This is a genomic window from Acinetobacter lwoffii (assembly GCF_015602705.1).
GTDB classification, from domain to species: Bacteria; Pseudomonadota; Gammaproteobacteria; order Pseudomonadales; family Moraxellaceae; genus Acinetobacter; species Acinetobacter lwoffii_E.
On the sequence record NZ_CP059081.1, the window covers coordinates 2,875,821 to 2,896,320 of the forward strand.

General features: G+C 42.1%; 22 protein-coding genes. 9 read left to right on the plus strand and 13 right to left on the minus strand.

The genetic code is table 11. The features are described from left to right. Positions 1-82: 82 nt before the first annotated feature. Positions 83-415 carry a hypothetical protein gene (locus H0S56_RS13665; RefSeq protein ID WP_005105347.1) on the minus strand — a complete coding sequence of 111 codons (333 nt, stop codon included), beginning with the start codon at positions 413-415 and terminating at the stop codon, positions 83-85. Between the two features lie 546 nt (positions 416-961). Between H0S56_RS13665 and H0S56_RS13670 the strand changes: the two genes are divergently transcribed. After that, on the plus strand, positions 962-1,171 hold the full coding sequence (locus tag H0S56_RS13670) for a cold-shock protein (RefSeq protein WP_004281299.1): 210 nt from the start codon (positions 962-964) through the stop codon (positions 1,169-1,171). A 462-nt stretch (positions 1,172-1,633) separates the two neighbouring features. Here the strand turns inward: H0S56_RS13670 and pyrE are convergent, their stop codons facing one another. Beyond that, entirely contained in the window at positions 1,634-2,284 is a 651-nt protein-coding gene (gene pyrE / locus H0S56_RS13675; RefSeq protein ID WP_005267676.1) for an orotate phosphoribosyltransferase, read from the minus strand. A gap of 40 nt (positions 2,285-2,324) precedes the next feature. Here pyrE and H0S56_RS13680 point away from each other — a divergent pair, with 40 nt between their 5' ends. Further along, on the plus strand, positions 2,325-3,143 hold the full coding sequence (locus H0S56_RS13680; protein ID WP_004281295.1) for an exodeoxyribonuclease III: 819 nt from the start codon (positions 2,325-2,327) through the stop codon (positions 3,141-3,143). 415 nt (positions 3,144-3,558) lie between these two features. Here H0S56_RS13680 and H0S56_RS13685 read toward each other — a convergent pair whose 3' ends face one another. Beyond that, positions 3,559-4,260, minus strand: coding sequence for an IS1 family transposase (locus H0S56_RS13685; RefSeq protein ID WP_005263793.1), 702 nt, complete (start codon positions 4,258-4,260; stop codon positions 3,559-3,561). A 152-nt stretch (positions 4,261-4,412) separates the two neighbouring features. On the opposite strand from H0S56_RS13685, the gene H0S56_RS13690 reads away from it, so the two are divergent. Then, positions 4,413-4,763, plus strand: a complete 351-nt coding sequence (locus H0S56_RS13690; protein WP_168730606.1) for a Spx/MgsR family RNA polymerase-binding regulatory protein — start codon at positions 4,413-4,415, stop codon at positions 4,761-4,763. Positions 4,764-4,835: 72 nt separating this feature from the next. On the opposite strand, the gene H0S56_RS13695 is transcribed toward H0S56_RS13690, so the two are convergent. After that, positions 4,836-5,273, minus strand: a complete 438-nt coding sequence (locus tag H0S56_RS13695; protein WP_005105342.1) for a DUF2147 domain-containing protein — start codon at positions 5,271-5,273, stop codon at positions 4,836-4,838. 156 nt (positions 5,274-5,429) lie between these two features. Here H0S56_RS13695 and H0S56_RS13700 point away from each other — a divergent pair, with 156 nt between their 5' ends. Further along, on the plus strand, positions 5,430-6,341 hold the full coding sequence (locus tag H0S56_RS13700) for an alpha/beta hydrolase (protein ID WP_195725306.1): 912 nt from the start codon (positions 5,430-5,432) through the stop codon (positions 6,339-6,341). Positions 6,342-6,403: 62 nt separating this feature from the next. On the opposite strand, the gene H0S56_RS13705 is transcribed toward H0S56_RS13700, so the two are convergent. Then, positions 6,404-6,973 carry an FMN-dependent NADH-azoreductase gene (locus tag H0S56_RS13705; RefSeq protein ID WP_004281290.1) on the minus strand — a complete coding sequence of 190 codons (570 nt, stop codon included), beginning with the start codon at positions 6,971-6,973 and terminating at the stop codon, positions 6,404-6,406. Positions 6,974-7,315: 342 nt separating this feature from the next. Between H0S56_RS13705 and H0S56_RS13710 the strand changes: the two genes are divergently transcribed. Then, the gene (locus tag H0S56_RS13710; RefSeq protein ID WP_138742628.1) at positions 7,316-8,512 is read left to right on the plus strand and encodes a GGDEF domain-containing protein; all 1,197 of its coding nucleotides are present in this window, start codon (positions 7,316-7,318) and stop codon (positions 8,510-8,512) included. A gap of 28 nt (positions 8,513-8,540) precedes the next feature. On the opposite strand, the gene dsbD is transcribed toward H0S56_RS13710, so the two are convergent. From dsbD to H0S56_RS13730, 4 genes are all read right to left on the minus strand, one after another. Beyond that, a complete protein-coding gene (dsbD, locus tag H0S56_RS13715) occupies positions 8,541-10,382 on the minus strand; it encodes a protein-disulfide reductase DsbD (protein ID WP_195725307.1) in 1,842 nt (613 codons plus the stop codon). An 18-nt stretch (positions 10,383-10,400) separates the two neighbouring features. Then, positions 10,401-11,156, minus strand: coding sequence for a transporter (locus tag H0S56_RS13720; RefSeq protein ID WP_004281287.1), 756 nt, complete (start codon positions 11,154-11,156; stop codon positions 10,401-10,403). Between the two features lie 21 nt (positions 11,157-11,177). After that, the gene (locus tag H0S56_RS13725) at positions 11,178-11,720 is read right to left on the minus strand and encodes a hypothetical protein (protein WP_004647221.1); all 543 of its coding nucleotides are present in this window, start codon (positions 11,718-11,720) and stop codon (positions 11,178-11,180) included. 127 nt (positions 11,721-11,847) lie between these two features. Further along, positions 11,848-12,213, minus strand: a complete 366-nt coding sequence (locus H0S56_RS13730) for an HPF/RaiA family ribosome-associated protein (RefSeq protein ID WP_004647220.1) — start codon at positions 12,211-12,213, stop codon at positions 11,848-11,850. Between the two features lie 1,006 nt (positions 12,214-13,219). Here H0S56_RS13730 and H0S56_RS13735 point away from each other — a divergent pair. The 4 genes from H0S56_RS13735 to H0S56_RS13750 all read left to right on the plus strand — a co-directional run bounded on the left by H0S56_RS13735 (position 13,220) and on the right by H0S56_RS13750 (position 16,034). Then, positions 13,220-13,945, plus strand: a complete 726-nt coding sequence (locus H0S56_RS13735) for an outer membrane protein OmpK (protein WP_005105335.1) — start codon at positions 13,220-13,222, stop codon at positions 13,943-13,945. 81 nt (positions 13,946-14,026) lie between these two features. Beyond that, on the plus strand, positions 14,027-14,539 hold the full coding sequence (locus H0S56_RS13740; protein ID WP_195725308.1) for a GNAT family N-acetyltransferase: 513 nt from the start codon (positions 14,027-14,029) through the stop codon (positions 14,537-14,539). 172 nt (positions 14,540-14,711) lie between these two features. Further along, positions 14,712-15,446 (plus strand): hypothetical protein, encoded by a 735-nt coding sequence (locus H0S56_RS13745; RefSeq protein WP_195725309.1) that lies wholly within the window; start codon positions 14,712-14,714, stop codon positions 15,444-15,446. A gap of 27 nt (positions 15,447-15,473) precedes the next feature. Beyond that, complete coding sequence (locus tag H0S56_RS13750; protein ID WP_195725310.1) at positions 15,474-16,034, plus strand: hypothetical protein; 561 nt, start codon at positions 15,474-15,476, stop codon at positions 16,032-16,034. 207 nt (positions 16,035-16,241) lie between these two features. On the opposite strand, the gene urtE is transcribed toward H0S56_RS13750, so the two are convergent. Genes urtE through urtB form a run of 4 tightly spaced genes read right to left on the minus strand, consistent with a single transcriptional unit; the run spans position 16,242 to position 20,478 of the window. Further along, positions 16,242-16,940: an urea ABC transporter ATP-binding subunit UrtE gene (gene urtE / locus H0S56_RS13755; RefSeq protein ID WP_195725311.1), complete on the minus strand. Its 699-nt coding sequence runs from the start codon at positions 16,938-16,940 to the stop codon at positions 16,242-16,244. 10 nt (positions 16,941-16,950) lie between these two features. Next, the gene (urtD, locus tag H0S56_RS13760; RefSeq protein ID WP_005245659.1) at positions 16,951-17,769 is read right to left on the minus strand and encodes an urea ABC transporter ATP-binding protein UrtD; all 819 of its coding nucleotides are present in this window, start codon (positions 17,767-17,769) and stop codon (positions 16,951-16,953) included. Further along, positions 17,766-18,839, minus strand: a complete 1,074-nt coding sequence (gene urtC / locus H0S56_RS13765) for an urea ABC transporter permease subunit UrtC (RefSeq protein WP_195725312.1) — start codon at positions 18,837-18,839, stop codon at positions 17,766-17,768. Before urtC ends, urtD begins: the two co-directional genes overlap by 4 nt. 4 nt (positions 18,840-18,843) lie before the next feature. After that, positions 18,844-20,478, minus strand: coding sequence for an urea ABC transporter permease subunit UrtB (urtB, locus tag H0S56_RS13770; RefSeq protein ID WP_195725313.1), 1,635 nt, complete (start codon positions 20,476-20,478; stop codon positions 18,844-18,846). Between the last annotated feature and the right edge of the window lie 22 nt (positions 20,479-20,500).

A 20,500-nucleotide genomic window follows, 5' to 3' on the forward strand; every position in this document is an offset into this window, starting at 1 on the left:
GATTTTTTAAGCCTATGAACTGTACATGCGATGCTTTTCTGCACTTTCCCACTCATTAAGAGACTTGTTATTTTGCGAAAAACTAGTCTTCATCGCCTTGATTTCTACTGTTACTTTTAGCCACCAAAGTGCCTAACATAATGATAAAGGTACTCACGCCGCCAATTAACAGGCTCATCAGCCCCATTTCCAGCATAAAATTGCTATCGCCAGTCTCAGGGGCACCCCATAGAAATTGAAGACGATCGCCAAAAACAAAATTGATTGCACATACAATCAGAAAACCAATCAAGGTGGCAATCAGTAAAGTGACCACCAAGTTCTTCCACATTTTACATCCGACGAACAGGATGATCATGGCCAGTCCAACCATGGTGATGATGGATATAAGTAACACACTGTTCCAGTAATCCATGAGACTCACTCATATTTGGTTTTAAATTAAAATCAAGAAATTCTTATAGTTAATTTTTCCAATTGAATTTTAATATAGGTGGATTTTTATACACAAACAATGACGATAACTATCTTAAAACTACAAATACTAATTCACCAAAATTTATAAAATACAATGACTTAGTAAAATCTTGCTGGGTACTGAACGATTTTGACTAACATAAAGTAACACAAACACAACGTGTATTTATTGTTTAGCTTCGCTAAAGCTTAAATGTAAATGATAAAGCTCAAGCGAATCAGCTTGAAATGCTTTAAAAAACAAGAATTGAGCTACTTTTATAAGAAAAATAAATAATAAATATAAAAAACTTGAATATTTTCTGATTTAGGCTATGCTGTCTTTAACTAGAAAAAAGCGTTGTTTAGTTAAGCTTCTTTAAGTGCCGCAGTATTATTTATAATCCTCAGTTTTTTCAGATCTTTATTTCAATTCTTGTTGTTTTTCCAAGTTATCCATAGTCATTTGCATGACTAAAATTATTAAAATTTAACAGGTTATATTATGTCTACTACAGTTACCGGTACAGTAAAATGGTTTAACGAAACTAAAGGTTTTGGTTTTATTCAACAAGAATCAGGTCCTGACGTTTTTGCACACTTTAAAGAAATCAGCAGTTCTGGTTTCAAAACTTTGTTTGAAGGTCAGCGCGTTTCTTTTAGCGTGGTTGATGGTCAAAAAGGTCCAAATGCGATCAATATCGTTGCGCTATAATTTAGCACAGCAATAAGAAAAAGCACCTTCAGGTGCTTTTTTTAGCTCTGAAGATTCATAATTTTGGTGAAAGGTTTTCTACTCCTCTATTTAGCTCATTAACAGTGAATTTTTAAGAATCATGTTCTGAATCATTGCTGTTGTAAGCGTTGCTCTATAAAGAAATAGAAATGAAAAACCCCTGGCATCTGCCAGGGGTTTTCCGTATGGGTTCGCTTGGTATAACTCCTGTCGTACCTTACTTTCCTTGTATTTATCTATTGTTATTCTTGTGTGGAACCTCCTGTTCCTGTTAAAGCTATCATAGGAAATTTCCACTATTCAAAACAGCCGCAAAGTGCTGGAATCGATGTAAGCCAATGCTTACAAGAATAGACAGAGATAATAGATTTCAAATGTTTAACAAATTGAGTATCTATAAAAAAAGGAAGCTCACGCTTCCTTTTCTATGCCAATCCGGGCTTAGATCCCGTATTTAACACGGTAATCTTCCATTTTCGCCAAAGCTTCTAGGTCGCCTTTCGCTTCCAGATAGTCCATTAAATCTTTCATGGTAATTAAGGCATGTACAGGAATCTCAAGCTCTTGCTGCACTTCCTGAATCGCAGATAAATCCCCCTGACCTTTCTCCTGGCGGTCTAGCGCTACCAAAACTCCAGCAATTTGAGCACCGGCATTCTTCAAAATAGTGACGACTTCACGAATCGCTGTGCCTGCCGTAATTACGTCATCAATGATCCAGACTTTTTTACCTTCTACAGAAGCACCAACCAATACGCCACCCTCGCCATGATCTTTGGCTTCTTTGCGATTAAAACCCCACGGCACACTTACCCCATGATTTTGCGACAGAGCCACAGCAGTTGCTGCCACAAAAGGAATGCCTTTATAGGCAGGGCCAAAAATCACTTCAACATGGTCACATTCAGTCAGTTTTGCAGCATAGCCAGAAGCCAGCAGTGTCAAGGCTTCACCATCATTCAACAGACCCGCATTAAAAAAATAGGGACTCACACGCCCCGATTTTAAAGTAAACTCACCAAATTTAAGCACACCGCGTGATAATGCGAGTTCGATAAAAGCTTGCGGGTTAAACTGAGCTGGCGTTGACATGAGGTGCTCCTAAATCCATTAATTAAGGTAAGACTTGCGCATGATACCAAAGAGTAGCTATCCAGGTGATCAAAAAATTCTTCGCGTCGTTTCAATTAATGTCAACGGCTTACGTTCATCTGTCACCAAAGGCCTATTAGAATGGATGGAACAGTCGGATGCCGACGTGATTTGCATGCAGGAAAGCCGGATCACGCATGCGCAGTGGACGGACAAATTCAAGCCTGAAGGCTGGTACACGCACCTGTTTCCTGCCGAGCGTCCGGGTTATGCCGGTACGGCCATTTATAGCCGTCTGCCTTTTGTATCTTTAACTGATGGCCTGGGTTTTGAACTGGCCGATTCACAAGGCCGTTTTATTGCCGCTGAATTTGACTTGGGTTTAGATCAAACTGTACAGATCTGTTCCCTGTATCTGCCTTCGGGTTCATCAGGCGATGAAGCGCAAGCACGTAAAGATCACTTTCTGGAAGAATACGCAAAAATTCTGAAACAGTGGCGCGATGAAAATAAATCGGTGATTGTCTGCGGTGACTATAATATCGTGCATAAACGTATTGATATTAAAAACTGGTCGGGTAACCAGAAAGCCTCGGGTTGCTTGCCGCATGAACGTGCCTGGCTGGATCATATCTACGATGAGCTTGGTTATGTCGATACTTTCCGTGAAGTGCGTAAAGAAGCCGAGCTGTATTCCTGGTGGTCAAACCGTGGTCAGGCGCGTGCCAAGAATGTTGGTTGGCGGATTGATTATCATGCCTGCTCTCCAGACTGGAAAGAGCGAACCGTTAATGCCTGGGTCTATAAAGAACAATGGTTTAGCGATCATGCTCCAGTGATTATCGACTACAAATTATAAAGCCTCACCATTTGATTGAGTGAACAGTTGTTCACTCAATTAAGGCTTATCTCTTACATGACATGACGTATTTTTTGGGTTTATCTCAATGTAATAACATAGCATTATAGCGCTACGGCACAAGGACAGGTCAGGACGACAACATAAGGACAGGACGCCGTAGGACGAAAATAAAACAGACTATAGATTTAGCTTGTTTTGCATGGATGTGACATTGGACGTTGGATTGAGACCCGCATGATCAGGATGATTAAATGCGGGTTTTCTATTTCTATCATTCCCAAATTTTTATTTTTCTTATTATTTAGATTGTTCTTTTTCTTGCTGCTCATGTTAAAGCTGCTTGATGTCATTTTGATGACATGACTTTTCTGGTATTTAAAATTTTGGTGGTGTTTCAAAAAGTATGCTGGCGTTAAACAAATCCGTTATTAAGGTAAAAGAAAGTCAAATCAAAGGCTTTAAAATGATTTTCGAGCTTTTTAGAAAAGTTGCAACTTCTCCTAAATCCACGCCTGATTCGATGACGAATTCTACAGTTGTTACCTTCAATACCGACGGTAAAAAACTTACCGATCACTTGCTTGCAACATTGAAATGCTGTGATAAAACTATCCCAGTGATCACTCGCAATTCCAGCATATTGAACCCCAAGCTTTTTAAGTCTAGCTTTAAGACGTTGAACCGTTGCTAAATCCCGCTTACCCCAAACATAAGCAACAACTTCTCCAGATTCTCGATGGTAGGCATAAATAAGCCATTGTTTATTTTTCTTATTCCCTACAAAAGTCCAAAGTTCATCGACTTCAAGACATTCGTAGTGGCTTTGTTTAGGCTGAATCTGATAGATCGATTCACTTAAGGTTCGTAATACCTTGCCAATGCTGATACGCTCGACTTCAGCAATATCTCTTACACCGCTTCCTCTGACCATTAAATGTAATATCTTGCCGGTAATACCTGAGTTACATCCTTGATAGCTTAATGCATGATCACCAATAAACTGACGTTTGCAATCTTTGCATTGATGGTTTTGTTTCCCATCTACTTTGATGCCATTTCTCTTTATATTGTTACTTAGACAGGTAGGACATTTGATTTGTAGCGTTATTTTCATACCTCTATTTTATCAAAAGCCATATTGTTTTTTTCAGCATACTTTTTGAAACACCACCAAAATTTTTTCTTTTTTTTCATTTGCTTTTGCATGGTTTGCTGCTGCCAATTTGGTTAAGCTAGTTCATGATTTAAATTTTTTAGATGGCAGCTATGTTAAAAATTTACGGAATTAAAAATTGTAGTTCGATGAAAAAAGCCTTTGATCTGCTGACGGAGCAAGGTCTGAGTTATGAATTTCATGATTATAAAAAACAGGGCATCGATGCTGAAACCGTCAAAACCTGGCTGGATGCCTTGGGTCAGGACGTGGTTCTGAACAAGAAAGGCACTACCTGGCGTAAACTCAGTGAAGAAGAGCAACAGGCCACCCTGTCAAGTGAAAATGCCTTAATTAATGCATTAACCACCCATACCAGTTTAATCAAACGTCCAATACTGGCAACCTCTACAGGATTTATTGCCGGTTTTAATGAAACGGTTTATCGTAGCTTAGCCCACTAATATCTTGTATTGAATAACACTCATAAAAAAGCCTGACATCGATCAGGCTTTTGTATATCTGCTTAAAATAAATTAGTTGGCACGAATCCAAGTCTGGTTACGACCCAATGCCGCTACACCGATGAAACCACGTAGCTCAAGTTTCTTGCCACCGTCTGCCAACTGGCCTTTCAACTTATAGGTTTTACCGGATTGTGGATCAAGGATCGAACCGCTGTCATAGCTAGTCCCGCCAGCATTTTTTAGACCTTTAACAATGGTCAGGCCTTTCAGAGATTTGTTGTGATATGGACCTTCACACTTCTTGCAGGCATTTTCTTCACCTGGAGTTAACACAGACTGAATACTGGCTGACAAAGTGCCGTTCTTTTGTTCAGTGAATTTAACCATGGCCTTAGGCTGCTTGGTTTTATCATCAATGGTTTTCCATACCGTGCCATTTAAAGGATCCGCGGCATTAGCCAGTGCAGATAAGCCTAGTAGTCCTAACGTAAGCGCTATTTTTTTCATTTTTCTTCATTTCCTTAGTCTGAAAATAGACCCATGTAGTATTAAAAAGTCACAACAATTTTTCAATTTTTAGCTGTGACTATTTAGTGTAACCTTGTAAATATGGTTGGTAAATAATCTACACGATCAATAAAAGCACAAAAAGATGGAAGGAAGATGAAGATAAGCCCGCTAACGAAACAATTAATTACAGAAAGCTTTTTAAAAACGGCCATTCGTGCCCCGAGCAGATTCAGTCTTCCACCGAGTTCAATGCGCATTGCTCTGGAACAGATGTGCAAACTTTTCCCTCAGGATAAAACGGTACAGATTCGCTCGCTCCGACTGGCCGGACTGCACGCGGAAGAAATTAAGCCGCAGCAGGAATCGACCCAGCTGATTTTTCATATTCATGGCGGCGCATTTTACTTAGGTTCTTTAAATACCCATCGCGCCTTTATGACTCAAATTGCGGCTCGAACCCAGATGCAGGTACTGCATGTCGATTATCCGCTATCACCTGAATCTGCCTATCCAGAAGCATTAGAAGCCTTGTTTGATGTCTATAATCTGCTGCTGGATCAAGGTGTTCAGGCCAAAGATATTATTCTGTCCGGCGATTCTTGCGGTGCCAATCTGGCCTTGGCGCTGGCACTCAAAATACAGCAGGAAAGTCTGCCACAGGTCAGCGGTCTGATTCTGCTGTCTCCACTGCTGGATTTAACCTTGACCAGTGAATCTTTACGTTATAACCAGAAGCATGATGCCCTGCTGTCTCTGGAAACGGTTCAAACCGGGATTGAATATTATGTGCCACGTTCGATTGATCGTGGTGATCCGGAAGTTTCTCCTTTTTTTGCCGATTTAGCCGGCTTGCCACCGATTCATATTCAGGTAGGTTCCAAGGAAATTCTGCTGGATGATGCTAGTCGTTTTAAAGAAAAAGCGGAACAGGCGGGTGTCGAGGTCGAATTTAAACTCTATACCGGCATGTGGCACAACTTCCAGATGTTCAGTGCCTGGTTCGATGAAGCCAAACAGGCGCTGACCGATCTTGCAGAATTTGCCCATCGTCTGGACCGAGATTAAGCATGATTTAGCATATAAAAAAGGTCAGCCGTAGCTGACCCTTTGAAAAGAGGTTTTAGGTTTTAAATGGCCTGAACTTGCTGCAATGCAGTTTGCAATGCTTGGGCTTTAACCGCTTCGCCCATGTTCACGCCTTCAGCACGAATCACTTCGATATCATTCACACCGGTAAAGTTAAACACGGTTTTCAGGAAAGCCTCCTGAAAATCAGCCGGGCTTTGCTCGCCATAGACACCACCACGGCTGCTGGCAATATACACTTTCTTATTGCCCGCCAAACCCACAGGACCTTGTTCGGTATATTTAAAAGTACGTCCCGCGACACAGATCCGGTCAATCCAGGCTTTTAGGGTTGATGGCAAACCGAAGTTATACATCGCTGCACCAATCACCACGACATCAGCCTGTAAATATTGATCTAAAATTTCCTCGCCCAATGCCGTTTGTTCTGCATTCTGGCCCATTAAAATTTCGGCGGTAAGATGAGGAATAGGCTGTGCAGCCAGATCCAGATACTCAACTTCAATGGCCTCAGCATATTTTTGCTGCAGTTGTTCCACCACAGCCTGAGTCAACTGACGCGAAATAGAAGCATCTCCTAAAATACTGGAATCAATCTGTAAAACTTTCATGGCTTCGCTCTTTATCTTTGGTTGTTTCTAACAATGCAGCCATTTTAACGATTGACTATATTGAAATAATTAGTACAAATAAAACACATCATCCTGAATTTAGAACAAAACTGTATACCTCTTAACCTCTTTAATTTTGATTAAGACCCTTTGACATAGCCTGGATCACTTGCGCTATCGGCAAAGACTGAGCAGATCAGATATCAACTAAATCACAAAAATGTTTTAAATATTGTTGTTTATCAAGCATTCAAACTTATGTTATCTTGTGTAAATAAAGTTATAAATATCCAATAAGTATTAAAAAAAATCTGCCATAACAATTAAAGTCAGACCGGGACCATGAAGCGAATATCGCCTGTATTAGAAAAAGTGCTAAGACACAGAATCAAGAAATACCTGGTCGAAGATGAAGTCGTGATGAACTGGCGCATCCTGAAGAAATGCATCCTGATGCTGACCTTGGGATGCGGAGTACATCTGACCTGGCTCGGCTGGGATATTTTCGTGTTATTAAATCCCGAATATTGGCAATATGTTCATCTAGAACGGGTCTATACACAAATTACTCTGAACAGCAGCTTTCTGGTAATTCTATTTCTCCTGATTTTTCCCTGTTATAAATTTCAGGGGAATCAGCTGATTGAACGTTATCTGCCTTATATGGCAGTGGGTACTTTTGTTATCTCGTTGTGTCGTGACGCCTATCTCGTCGGGGTGATCAGCCCTGTGGCCACGACCTCCTATGTCTGTTTAATTATGGTGGGACTGGTGCTGTTCCATCGCACGCTGGTTTATAGCATGCTGATTCCAGCGTCAATTTTCCTAGGCGGATGTGCCTATTTAAGTTTCAGTCATCAATTACCTTATTCACCGCTCTTTAATATCGATGACAAGCTTTTTTATAATGGTTTCTGGCTGTTATCGATGCTGTATTTCATTTTGCCAATTCTGGCCGTCTGCATGGTGTTATTCGAGATTCTGCTCAGTCAATGGCGTCATCGCGAGCAGCTGATCAAACAGCTGAGCCAGATTGATCCGCTCACCAATCTGTTTAACCGCCGTAGTATCAACCAATGTCTGGATAAACTGAATGCCGCAGCCACTCCCAATTATGCTTTAGTGCTATTAGATCTGGATCATTTCAAGAAAATTAATGATCACTATGGCCATCATAAGGGTGATGAAACCTTAGTCGAAGTGAGTGCCGTGCTGAATCAGCAATTGCGCGAAAGTGATGTAGTCGGCCGTTTTGGCGGGGAAGAATTTATTTTGGTGCTTAAAAATACCAGTCTGGAAAAAGCCGAACAAGTGGCTGAACGCTGCCGCATCGCCATTCAGCAATTGCAGATTTTCAGTGATGAGGATGAGCTGATTCCGGTGACCGCCAGTTTCGGGATTGCCATTTCTAGCGCGGAATTACGCCCGCAGCAGTTATTGAGTCAGGCTGATCAGGCGCTTTATCAGGCTAAAGCCGGTGGGCGTAATCTGGTCAAAGCTTATGCTGAACCGGTGCCAGTACAGATGCAGGTTTCTTAAACGGGTTCAGCTTTTTTTAAGAACTAAATTATGGATTTTCACTTTGAGCCAGTGCTTGCAGCTGTGCCAGCAATTCTGCCTCGCTAAAAGCACCGGTTAAACGTAAACCCCTAATTTCCTGCTGCTGCGCATTCAAGAATAAATACGTCGGCGGCCCGAGAATTTCCCATTGGTTTAACAGCGCTTGATGAGAGACATTATATTGGCTTAAATCCAGCTTGATCAGGAAATATGGCGCAAGCGCCTGCTGTACCGCTGCAGATTTTAAAATACGATGTTCGATCGGCTGACAGGCAACACACCAGTCGGCGTAGACATCAATAATAATCTTTTGCCCTTGTGGTGCCCTGTCCAAAATCTGCTGAAATTCTGCTGCACTACGTGCCATATGCCACTTGGCTTCTGTGCTCGCCTGCTCCACAAAAAAACGCTGACTGTGCTGATATTGGCTATAAGCGATATAGGGCACGGCCAGTACCAGACACAGGATATATAGCCATCTCAAACCGGTACGATGCCAGAAAATCCGGAACAGCACATAAGCCACGAAGGTCATACCCAAAGCTAGGGATAACCATTGTAAAGCGGCTTCTGAAATCAGTGGGCGAATAAAATACAGCGCCAGCGCCAGCATGATAAAGGCAAAGAGCACTTTGATCTGATTCATCCAGTGCCCGGCTTTAGGCAGAATCCGTGCACCCAGAATACTGGCCAGTAATAAAGGCGTGCCCATCCCAAAACCCAGAGTAAACAGCAACAGAGCGCCCTGCCACTGACTTTGCGTCTGGGAAATAAATAACAATGCACCTGCCAGTGGTGCGGTCATGCATGGTCCTACCAGAAGTGCCGAGATCATGCCCATGACACCGGCACTGACCAGACTCCCTCCCTGCTGCATGGCCTGCGCCCGGTCCAGACGATGAACCAGACGTTGCGGCAGTTTGATTTCAAACAGGCCAAACAGATTCAGGGCAAACAGGACAAACAGGATGCTAAATGCGATCAGGGTTCCCGGTTGCTGCAACCAGCGCTGAAAATTCAGACCGGCCGAAGACGCAATTAGGCCAAGTACTGCATAGACAGCGGCCATACTGCTGACAAAAGTCAGTGCAATCATCCAGGCTTTCAGGCCTTTACTGTCACGTACGATCAGCGAGGTCAGAATTGGCAGCATCGGCAAGGAACACGGCGTAAAAGCCAGTAAAATTCCCAAACCAAAAAACAGCAAAAGCCCATAGCCCAAAGAGCGTTCAAGCAGTTGGGCTGACCATTTCTGGTCTTGTGCTGCATAGGGTTCGGTTTGTGTGTTGGCTGATGCAGAGATTTCATCTGCTGTAGATTCTGAAGAATCTGCTGTATTAAACAGGGTATTGTGTTGCAGTGATGAAGTATTCAGATCAAGTAAACGCTTTGCTCCTGATACGACAGCTTCAAATTGCACCAGACCGGACAAATCGGTCTTGAACTGAATGGTTTGTGGCGGATAACAGATCCGGTCTTTGGCACAGCCCTGCCAGCTGACCTGATAGGATTGCCCCGCCTGAGTCGGAATTTGAAACTTTAACTGCTGATAATAAACCTGGGTATGTCCATAGTTATCATCATATAAATCTTCAGCGGGTGGCAACTCAAACGCCACCGGCTGGTTGCCCTGCCGGACTTCAATTTTATGTTGATACAGATAATAGTTGTCCGGAATCTGCCAACTCAGTTCAGCCTGCTGCTGACTGGTGGAGATCACGCTCACAGGAAAAGCCTGCTCGGCAGACAACAATGCCGTTTCCGCCTGAACAGGACTGCTGAACAAGGTGCTTCCCAAAATAACTGGGGCAAGCATTTTCCCCCAGGTCGGGAACTGCGAGTATTTCATCTTCTATGAATGAATCTCTTAGAACAGCACAGAGAAACCTAGGCCTGAGAAGTAGCTTCGATCTGCACCATCCAGATCTACACCGACATTCGCATCTAATTGGACACGATCATTTAAGGCATACATGACACCGGTACCGAGCGCGTATTGATTATCGACACTTTCAGCTTTACGATAAATCAGTTCAGAATAACCTGACCAGCGATCAGTAATCCGATAGCCTAGAGAAGGAATCGCAGACACTGCCCAGTTGCTGTCCTGCCATTCATAACGCATGGTCAATGCGGTACTGACCAAGTCATTATATTGATACGACACGACAGAACCCAAGCTGTAAATATCTTCTTCATTAGTGAAACCGGCATTGCCTGTTGCAATGATGGCTTCGGCCAGCAAAGCCATACTGAGTTTGTCATCATCCAAATCAATGGCCTTTTTCAGACCAATACTAACATCGCCCAGACCATCATCTTCTTCGGTCTGGCCATTGGATTTCACTTGGGTCCAGGTCGGGCCAGCCCAACCTAAACGCAATTCCAGATCATCACTGAGTCCGGTACGTAACAACATATCTGCACTGAGTGTGGTCGCGGTCTGATCGCCCGACTTGCTATAACGCGCTGTAGGCAAGCCTTGCTCCCAAGCGACATTTCCGACTGGAGTAATTCCAGTACTGAGACCCTCACCTGGTCGATCAAATTCAAAATCTGCTGCGAAAAGCTGTGCACTACAACCGGCCAGTGCAATCAAACCCAAGGTTTTTAATGTTGTCATGTTGGAGCTCTTTATTAAAATTTAACTGAGTTCTTTGGTCATTTTTGCGCCATGCTTGCGAAGCAGTTCTAGCGTCTGTTTTTCTTCATCCAAGGCTTCTGACCAGTTGATTTCATCAAAATCACAATCAAAGAATAGATCACTAATTGAAGATAAAATAGTCATGCCATCTTCATCTTTGCTATTTGGATCGACTTTTTCATCCAGTAAACGCTGTACAGCTGGCGCGCATGCGGCACTTGCGGCATCCCAGAGTGGACCATAAATTTCTTCTGCATCCCACAAATGCAGATTCACTTTGGCCTGGATCAGTTCTTCCAGAATCTGTAAATGTACCGCCAAACGTGCCTGTTTCTCCTCTTCTGAAAGTGGTGTTCCGGCTTCATACAGCTCACACACTTCTTCCCACCATTTAAACAGGCCATCTGACCAGACCGAAATCACCGGGCCTTTGTCATGATCAATAAAATTCGGGTTGAGTCCATCTGCCAGCAGCTGTTTGACCTGGTCCAGATTTAATTCTTCGAGTGCTTGCACAAAAAGCTGTTGTTGCGCAGTTAACATGATGGAGCTCACTTTGATTCGTTTTCGACTATTATGCCGAATAAAGCAGGATTTGTTGTGCTTCTCATAACTATATTTTTGTTTAATACGAAAAAAGCCCCGCAGGGCTTTTTCAAATCGGTTCGGCTTAGTCTTCGATATCCGCAGTATCTGTGTCTGCTAGTTCGAGAGCACCAGGACGAACATTGTCTTTTTTCTCGATCACATGTTCCAGACTACGTTTTAGTCGGTCAATTGCACCATGGATCGCAGTATCGACATTATGGCCACGATGATTGACTACGACAGGTTTCAAGCCTGCAGGACGCGCTTCAATCATACAACGAATATCGTCATCGCCGCCTTTGGCGCCATTTTCATCACTAAGATGGACTGAAAAATGGGTAATACGTTCGCTGTGGCGCTGGAATTCTTGATTTAATTCTTCCCGTACATAAGTAATTAAACGATCACTATTCTGAATGTGGTTATCGGTACGAAGTTCAATATTCATATATTACCATCCTCAATCTTTGTAACTTTTGAGTGCAAAATTTTTTATCTTGGCACGTTTGTAGCTTGCTGTTTCGCATCGCATTTCACTTCTTCAAATGATTGGAATCACACCCTCCATTTTGAATGATGAACACATTTTTGAGTCTGCAGAATCGTGTCCTTATATCTTGAATATCGGCTGTATCTGGGAAATATGCAAGTGATATTTTGGTTTTTTAGCAAAAGAATAATCCATTGTGACAACTGCTTACTCAGCTCAAAAATACAGGATTTTTCAAACGGAAATTTCACAACCTTTCACACGATTTAATTTGAAATGTTTTTTTGGCCAGGTAGATAAATCGCTTAAATAACATTCGACCAAGAAACCTAAAAAAAAGAAATTAAAAGTATTTTTTTATGAAAATTAGCTCACTTTTATCTAATAGTTTTTCTTATAAGATCAGCGCCTAGTCAGCCTTACAGTTCTGAAGAGATAATATGCTTTATCATTATTTAGTTGCTTTTGCAGAACCGGGAAAAATACTCTTTCGTCATTCGAAAATAATAAACTGCAAAAATGATTTTCAATTGAAATATAAGACCGATCACTCTTATTTTACGACGCTGAGAATAGGCTTATAAAACGACCGTCATTTGAGATTTTAGAACTAACCTCATTACACAAACAGAACAAAGCTATTCAGCCTCAGGCTCAAATTAATTACTAAACAATCTGTATATTCCTCCTATTTTTACTGGTTTTCTAAACTCATCATCCTGAATTGAAGTGATTTTATATTTTTAGTCCTACATTCAGTCTTTTAAGGCACTACATATTCAACTTTATTTAAAAAATAATGCTTTAGAAAAGCATCAGCGAAAGACAATGAAAACTGAGGAAGATGATCGTCTTCATTCAACTCATGGGGGCTGAAATATATTTAAGTCAGCGATCACTTTTAACTTTATTTTTACTTATTAATCTGTATGCTTATTCTGCTTTCTCGGGGGGATAGATTTAAATGAAATTTACACAACTTGCGGCACTTTGTGCATTGGCTTCAACTGCAGCATTTGCTCAAGCAAAACCAGTTTGGCAGGACTTTAGCGTTACAGGTCTTTATGGTGAAAACTATGAAGTTGTAGACGATCAGCAAACTACTTTAACTGTTGAATATGCTGCAAAAGTTAAATATGCAGATGTATTCTTCTTTATGGATCGTCTGCGCGGTGGCGATGATGTTAAAAGTACGTACTTTGAGTTATCACCACGTTTAAGCTTAAGCGAAGTTACAGGCCAAAAACTTGCCTTTGGTCCAGTGAAAGATGTGCTTATTTCAACAACGTGGGAAGGTTCAGATAATGCTGATAACTTCCTATATGGCGTGGGCTTTGACCTTGATATCCCATACTTTCAATATGCAAGCTTAAATCTTTATCGTGCAAACAATGAAAAAGTGTTTGGCAATAAAGACGATTATCAAATGACGCTTACCTATGGTGTGCCATTTAAACTGGGTGCTGAAGACTTTCTTGTAGATGGCTTCCTTGATTGGTCAACTGCTGAAAAAGACGCTCAAGCAAGCGAGTTAAACTGGACTACACAGTGGAAATGGAATGCGGGCAAACACATTTCTCCAGACACCCGTTTATACCTCGGCGTTGAACATTCAGTGTGGAACAACAAGTTTGGTCTTAAAAATCAAGACGAAAACAATGTCAGCGCACTTGTGAAATATCATTTCTAATTGATGTATGATCAAAGGCAGAACTCCGGTTCTGCTTTTTTTTAAACTGTGATTTCAGCTCACCTCTACCAGAACAAGAATATGCCTGATTTTGACATTCGCCCTGCGACCGAACATGATCTTGAAACCATCCTCGAGATTTATAATCAGGAAGTACTCTATGGTACTGCGACCTGGAACAGAACGGCCTTTGATTTGAAATATTTCAAAATCTGGTTTAAGCAGCTTAAAAATCAGAATTTCCCGGTTTTTGTGGTTGAAGATACTCAAAATCAAGTCATTGCTGGCTATGCCTGTTATGATCAGTTTCGTAGTATTCAGGGCTTTCAACAGACGGTAGAACATTCGATCTTTTTAAATCCAGATTATGCAGGGCAAGGTTTAGGTTCTCAATTATTGCAGTATTTAATTGAACAGGCTCAAGTACAGAAACTGCATATCATGGTCGCGGCGATTGATTCTGAAAACACTTCATCGATTCGTCTGCATGAAAAACTGGGTTTCGTTCAAACTGCCTATATGCCGCAAGTTGGACAGAAGTTTGGGCAATGGCGTGATTTGGTCCTCTTGCAACTGAATCTGGATCGAGCTTGATTCATTCTTAGTTTAAAGCTATTCCAGAACTGCTTTCTGGACACTCCTTTTCAGCTTTTTAATATTTGGTCATCACGATATTTGGTTGTTATCCAGTTTAATAAGCACAAGTTCTATTTACTTATACTAGCGGCTATGTTTTATTCAGCTCAAAATCATACTGAATAACACTATGTATAAATCTCTATTGTCTATCGGTCTTTTAGGTTTAAGCGCGCACACTTTTGCTGATTCAGATTTTGAAAAAGAGCTCCGTTCAGGCTGTAGCAAAGTGCAAAGCTATGCAAATAATGGCAAGAAATTCTACGACCAAAAACAATATCAAAAGGCTATAGCGCAATTTGAGCAACAAGCCGCCTGGTCATCTTTTTGTGCGATGAATGTAGAAGACGGCGGTACAGCTTTTTCTGAACGTGATATCACCACAGCATTTAATAATGTCGGTTTAAGTTATGTCAAGCTTGGAAAGCCGCAATGGGCACGCGCCTGGTTTTCCGTTTTTCCGAATGCTAAAGTCAGCCAATTCAATCTGAAACAGTTGCCTACACCAGAAAAATCGAAGAGTCTTGCAGGGAAATATGTCCGCTATGCAGGTTTTGGTCAGTGGAATACGATGGAAGTTAAACGAACTTCGAATACCTACCAGATTGAGTTTAATGGACTCTATATGGGTTTACGCAGTCTGATTTATGGTCCTAATATGGGAGAATTTTCAACCCGGATGCCGCTGAACAAAGCTCAGACCAATTACAGCGTAGAAGATTGCAAAATTGATTTGAAATTTCAGTTTAACGCTCAAATTGGACAACAGATTGTGGTGAATAGCAGCAATCCGATGTCTTGTGGTTTTGGCCATAATGTCTCGGCGGATGGCATATATTTGGAGATAGAAAATAGTTTAAAATAAGACCATAAATTTATGAACTTTAGAAAAATGGAAAAAGAAGACTTTAACGATAAATATAAGTTTTTAGCTGAAATTGCTCAAAATGAATATAATTTTGAACTTACCAGATCCACAAAATTTGATGAAAAAATTGGGCGTCAAATTACACTAATTAGTGTAATTATTGTTGCCTTTACTACAATGGTAGTCTCTTCTTTTTTCGCAACTATTTTATCTAAAGCTCCCATTTTTATAGGACCATTTATTTTAATAAATATTTTTCTTTTAGGCGTTTTTTTATCAGGTGCTTGGTATCAACTTTATTTGGCAAGTAACTTTCATAATTCATCAAAATTTCCTATAGCAGCCGAATCTATACAAAATAAAGTAAAATCCAAAGATGAAATACCTGCAGCTGCCTACTGGCACATATACCTCACATATACTAATTGCATAAATGAAAATAGAAGCTCATTAAAATTACGTCTAGACTTGATTCAAAAATCGCAAGATTTGATTAAATTTTCGGCGATAGCTTTCATTTTTCTTTTATGTTTTATCTTCTTCGTACAACTTTACTTATTTCTAATTCAAGAGGGTATCAAGTGACTGACTCTAAGAAAAGTGAAAAAAATACATCTCGACGTAATTCTAATCGAAGACGAATACATGCAAGATCATTACCTGGTGGATATCTAGGATTTATTGTAAGACCAAATAACCAATCTTATGAATTTGAACCTGATCCCACCGATAAAGGATCAAGACCAACTAAAGAATTTGATCCAAAAAAATAAATTATATAACGGGGCGATCTTAGATCGCCACCAACTCCCGAATCCCTTTCTCTGGCATTTCACTGCTCACACCGTGCGCCACCACTTGCCCTCGTGCCATCACGGTATATCCATCCGCCAATTCTTCAGCAAAGTCATAGAATTGTTCGACCAGCACAATTGCCATCTCACCGCCATCCGCCAGTTTACGAATCACCCGACCAATGTCTTTAATAATGGATGGCTGGATGCCTTCAGTCGGTTCATCCAAAATCAGCACACGCGGTTCAGAAGCAAGTGCACGTGCAATGGCAAGCTGCTGCTGCTGCCCACCGGACAAATCTCCTCCACGGCGGTGCTTCATTTCCTCCAAGACAGGGAAAATTTCATACAAATGCTCAGGCACTTTGCGTGTCTTTGCTCCTTTAAATTTCGCCATACCAATCAGGAGGTTTTCCTCCACCGTCAGCGTTGAAAAAATATCTCGACCTTGTGGCACATAAGCCAAACCTTCACGTACACGCTGTTCAGGACTGAGTTTCGAAATGTCCTTGCCATCCAGCAAAATCTGTCCGGATTTAATCGGTAAAATACCCATCAGACATTTAAGGAGCGTGGTTTTCCCCACCCCATTGCGTCCAAGCACCACCGAACATTCACCCACAGGTGCAGTCAACGACACATCACGTAAAATATGACTGCCACCATAAAATTGATTGACGTCTTTGACTTCTAACATCGCAAGCTCCTTAACGCCCTAAATACTTTTCAATGACATCTTCATTGGCTTGTACTTCTGCCAATGTGCCTTCTGCCAAAATTGCCCCTTGCGCCAGTACCGTGACTTTTTCACTAATGGTGTCAATGAAGCTCATGTCATGCTCGACCACAACGAGGGTGTGATTTTTCTTGAGTTCTAAACACAGCTCCGCCGTGCGTTCGGTTTCGGCATCGGTCATGCCTGCTACAGGTTCATCAAGCAAAATCAGTTTTGGACGTTGCATCAGCAACATGCCGATTTCTAACCATTGCTTTTGACCATGTGACAGCAAGCCAGCAGGTTTATTAATGAACTCTTGCAGACGAATCTGCGTCAATGATTCATCCAAAGCATTTTGTGCATCGGGATCGAGTTTGCTAAAGAAACTCTTTTTCACCCGTTTGTCTTTGGGTGCAGCAAGTAACAGATTTTCCATGACGGTGAAATTTTCAAACACGGTCGGTTTTTGGAACTTACGCCCAATGCCTGCTTCGGCAATTTGTTCAGTGCTCATTTTGGCTAAATCGTAGTTTTGCCCAAAAAATGCTGTGCCTTCGGTTGGTCGCGTTTTACCGGTAATCACATCCATGAGGGTGGTTTTACCTGCCCCGTTCGGCCCGATGATGCAGCGTAATTCCCCTTCTTCAATGTAGAGCGACAAATCATTTAAGGCACGAAAAGCATCAAACCAGACGCTGACTTTTTCTAAATACAGCGCAATACCGTGGGTAAAGTCCGCGCCTTGTTCTTTAGGACGACCATAGCCTTCAGTGGCATGACCACCATGCGGTTGTAGGATCTCGCTCATTCGCTACGCTCCTTTTTAAAACGGTCAAACAGACCAATAATGCCTTTCGGTAAGAAAATGGTGACCACAATAAATAGCGCACCCAAAATGAGTAACCATGCTTCAGGATAAGCCGAGGTGAAATAGGTTTTTACCCCGTTAATGACACCTGCACCAATTAGTGGGCCAATTAAAGTGCCACGACCACCCGCTGCCACCCACACCGCCATTTCAATCGAGTTCACCGGGTTCATTTCACTTGGATTAATAATGCCTGCTTGCGGCACATACAGCGCGCCTGCAATCCCTGCAATCACAGCAGAAAGCACCCAAGCAGAGAGCTTGTACCAAAGCGTGCGATAGCCCAAATATTGCAGACGATTTTCGCTGTCACGAATCGCCCCCAACACACGGCCATAAGGTTTATTCATTAAATGACGTAACCCAACAAAACAGAGCAGCAGTACCAATGCGGTGATAAAGCACAGGCTGGCACGCATAGATGCCGAGGTAATGTTCATACCTAGCATGGTTTTAAAACCGGTAAAACCATTGTTGCCACCAAAGCCGGTTTCATTACGGAAGAACAGTAATGCAGCGGCAAAAGTCATGGCTTGGGTAATAATCGAGAAATACACGCCTTTAATTTTCGAGCGGAAGGCAAAGAAACCAAAAATAAAGGCAATGATGCCCGGTACTAACACCACAAGGGCAAGTGACCAAAGGAAGTATTCAGTCCCCACCCAAAACCATGGCACTTCCGTCCAACTCAGGAAGCGCATAAAGTCAGGAATACCATCCCCTGCAGACTGGCGCATCAGGTACATGCCAAAGGCATAACCGCCAAGAGCAAAGTACAAACCATGCCCCAAACTTAAAATGCCGGCATAACCCCACACCAAATCGAGTGCCAAAGCGACCAAGGCCAAGCACATGATTTTGCCAATCAGGGTGACCCAATACGCAGATAAATGCAGGGTTGAATCGGCAGGTAACAGGTGTAACCATGGCAATGCCAATAAAATGGCAAAGCACACGGCAATCGCAATGCCACTATGCGGTTTGTCGGATAATAATTGTGTGATCTTCATGTGCTTACTCCACAAAACGGCCTTTGATGGCAAACAAACCTTGTGGACGTTTCTGAATAAACAAAATCACAAGCACCAAGAGAATAATTTTTGCCAGTACCGCACCAATGCCAATTTCCAAGGCTGTACCGCTAATACCCAGACCAAGCGCTGCAAGGACTGCACCCCACACCTGACCTACACCACCGACTACTACAACCAAGAAGGCATCAATAATATAGTTTTGCCCTAAATCCGGCCCGACGTTACCGACTTGTGCCAAAGCACATCCGGCTAGTCCTGCAAGACCTGAACCTAAACCAAAGGCCATCATGTCGATACGGCTTGAACGAATACCGACTGCTCGCGCCATTTGACGGTTTTGCGTCACCGCACGTACAAACAAGCCAAAACGGGTTTTATTCAGTAGGTAAACCAACAACAAAAGCACTGCAATGGTAAAGACAATAATCGCAATACGGTTATAGGGCAGCATCAAGCTTGGAGTAATCGAGATCCCGCCTGACAGCCAGGAAATGTTAGAAACTTCGACATTTTGCGCACCAAAAGTCATGCGTACCAATTGCATCAGAATCAGGCTGACACCAAAAGTGGCAAGCAAGGTTTCCAACTGGCGACCATATAGCGGACGAATCACGGTACGTTCAATCAACATGCCGATCAGCCCACTTACCAAGAATGCCGCAGGAATCGCGGCGATTAAGTACCAATCGACATAGCTGCCCAAATAGCTTTTAAACAGGCTTTGCACTACATAAGTGGTATAGGCGCCAATCATAATGAGCTCACCATGCGCCATATTAATCACACCGAGCAAACCGTAGGTAATCGCAAGACCCAGTGCAGCAAGCAACAAAATACTGGCGGTACTTAAACCTGAAAATAAATGTCCTGTCCATTCACTGGCTTGAATACGGGTTTTAATACTGTTTTTCGCTTCAAGCAAAGCCGCTTTCAGCTCAGGATGGATAGTCGGCTGTGACAACTCATTGTCGATCATCGCCAAGACATCAGGACGATTAGAATCTTGTAAAATTTTTGCGGCTTGAATTTTGACGAGCGCATCTGAGTTTTCATAATCCAGACGCGCTTTCAGTTGTGCCAAACGGGCTTTGACTTTATTGTTTTGTTCTTTTAAATACAGCGCATTGATATGTGCTATATCAAGTTCCGCAAGATTGCTTTCATAAATATCAATCGCTTCTAAACGCTCAGAGGCATCATCCGACTTCAACTTGCTTTGTGCCAAACCAAAGGTCAATGCTTTACGCAAGGTATTCACCAAAGTGACTTGTGCAAGGTCGCTTGGCCAATCTGCAACAGCATCTAAACTTGGATAACTGAGCAACTGATCATCGGCTTCTAAAATATAGGTTTGTCCTTGAGAATCGCTATAAAGCTGGTCGTTTTCAACATATTCTGCAAGCTGATCTAACTGTTCAATACTGCTTGGCCATTGATTGAGTAAAGCACGACGTTGAGCAAAATCACCTTGCACAAATTGCTGAATCGCATCTTGTGGTTGTATCGCTATGGTTGAATTATTGTGTTGTAAAGATGTTTCTGCTGTTGCCATTTGCATACAAAATATTTGTATACACAACAGAAAAATAGTGGCGATATTCACACGAATATTCATTATATACACCCCTATTCCATTG